The sequence below is a fragment of the Methylobacterium nigriterrae genome, from assembly GCF_037106235.1.
Classification (GTDB): domain Bacteria; phylum Pseudomonadota; class Alphaproteobacteria; order Rhizobiales; family Beijerinckiaceae; genus Methylobacterium; species Methylobacterium nigriterrae.
Map to the genome: position 1 here is coordinate 1 of NZ_JBAWTG010000366.1, position 1,378 is coordinate 1,378.

General features: G+C 67.1%; 1 protein-coding gene. It reads right to left on the reverse strand.

The window, feature by feature from the left end:
* Positions 1–149: 149 nt before the first annotated feature.
* On the reverse strand, positions 150–1,304 hold the full coding sequence (locus tag WDW90_RS37110) for an IS110 family RNA-guided transposase (RefSeq protein WP_336492724.1): 1,155 nt from the start codon (positions 1,302–1,304) through the stop codon (positions 150–152).
* Between the last annotated feature and the right edge of the window lie 74 nt (positions 1,305–1,378).

Consider the following 1,378-nt stretch of genomic DNA (forward strand, 5'->3'; position numbering starts at 1 on the left):
CCTAACCAAGATGCCTCATGCGAGGCGAACCGGCTCAGGGTAGCGGGACCCATCTTTGGCGACGGCAGCAAACCCCGTCGAGCTCCGGCCACACACCTGCCCCGCTCGTCCGGCGCGCCGTCGACCGGCCAGCGGACGAACCTCGTGTCTCAGATCGCTTTTAGGCGTGCTCCCTCCGGAACTAGGCCGGTAGCGAGATAGCGCCACAGAGCGACCAGCAGCTTGCGCGCCAAGGCCACCGCCGTAATCTTGCGGATGCGCCCGCGCCCCGTTCCAACCCGTTCGACGAACCAGCGCGCGAGCCCGCTGCCCGGCTGATAGCGCAGCCACAGCCAAGCCAGCTCGATCATCGACTTGCGCAGGAGTGGGTTGCCAGCCTTGGAGATGCCCTGGTCGCGCTGCCGGTCGCCACTGGCATATGGGCTCGGCGTGAGGCCGGCGTAGGCGGCCACCTGCTTGCGGTTGTCAAACGGCCGGTACAGCGCCTCGCGGACCAGCACCGTGGCCAATTCGGTGCCAATACCGCCAAGCCGGGCGAGACGCGTCACCTTCTCAGCGTCGGCATCCTCGATCGCCGGGTTCGCCACGGCAGCATCACGCTCGGCCTCGGCTGCCGCAATCTGTTCGAGCACGAGTTCCAAGCGCCGGAACTCGCGTTCAATCTCACCGCGTAGGCGCTGGGGTAGGTCGCGTCCGTCCCCCGTGCGCACCTCCTTCAGGCGCTCCCAGCGATCACGCCGCAGGGGCTGGAACGCGTAGACGCCCTGCGTGGCGAGCAGGCCCTTGATCCGGTTGACGTGCTGCACCCGCTCGGCGATCAGCCGTTGGCGCTCGCGGTGGGTCCGCCGGGCGTCCTCACGCTCGACCGAGGGCACCTGGACCATGCGGCAAGCGGCGTGATCACCGCGGCACCATGCCGTCAGGGCCCGCAGCAGCATGGCCGCATCGAGCCGATCGGTCTTGGCCCGCCTGGCGCGGCGGTCGACCTGTAGGCTGCCGGGATCCATGACGAAGCAGGTGAGCGCCTCAGCCGAGAGCCGGCGCTGCAGCCAGAAGCCGTCATAGCCCGCCTCGTAGCCGAGGATGATTGCCACCTCCCGGCCAGAGCTGCGTTGTTCGCGCTCTTGCAGGCGGCGCAGCAGGGCGAGCAGACCACTCACGTCGCCGCCACCGAGACGGTGGGCGGACGTCTTTCCGCTCGGGATGGCCTGCGCAGCCAGAAGCCACGCCGACTTGCTGAGCTCCAGCGTGACGAACACAGCAACTTCAGGCAGGTTCCTCTGGATCTGTTCGTTGAAAGACATGGCCAACTCCGTCCAAAGTTCAGAGATCCAGAAGATGATCCAATCTACAGCTCCCTGCATGGTATCTTTGGCCA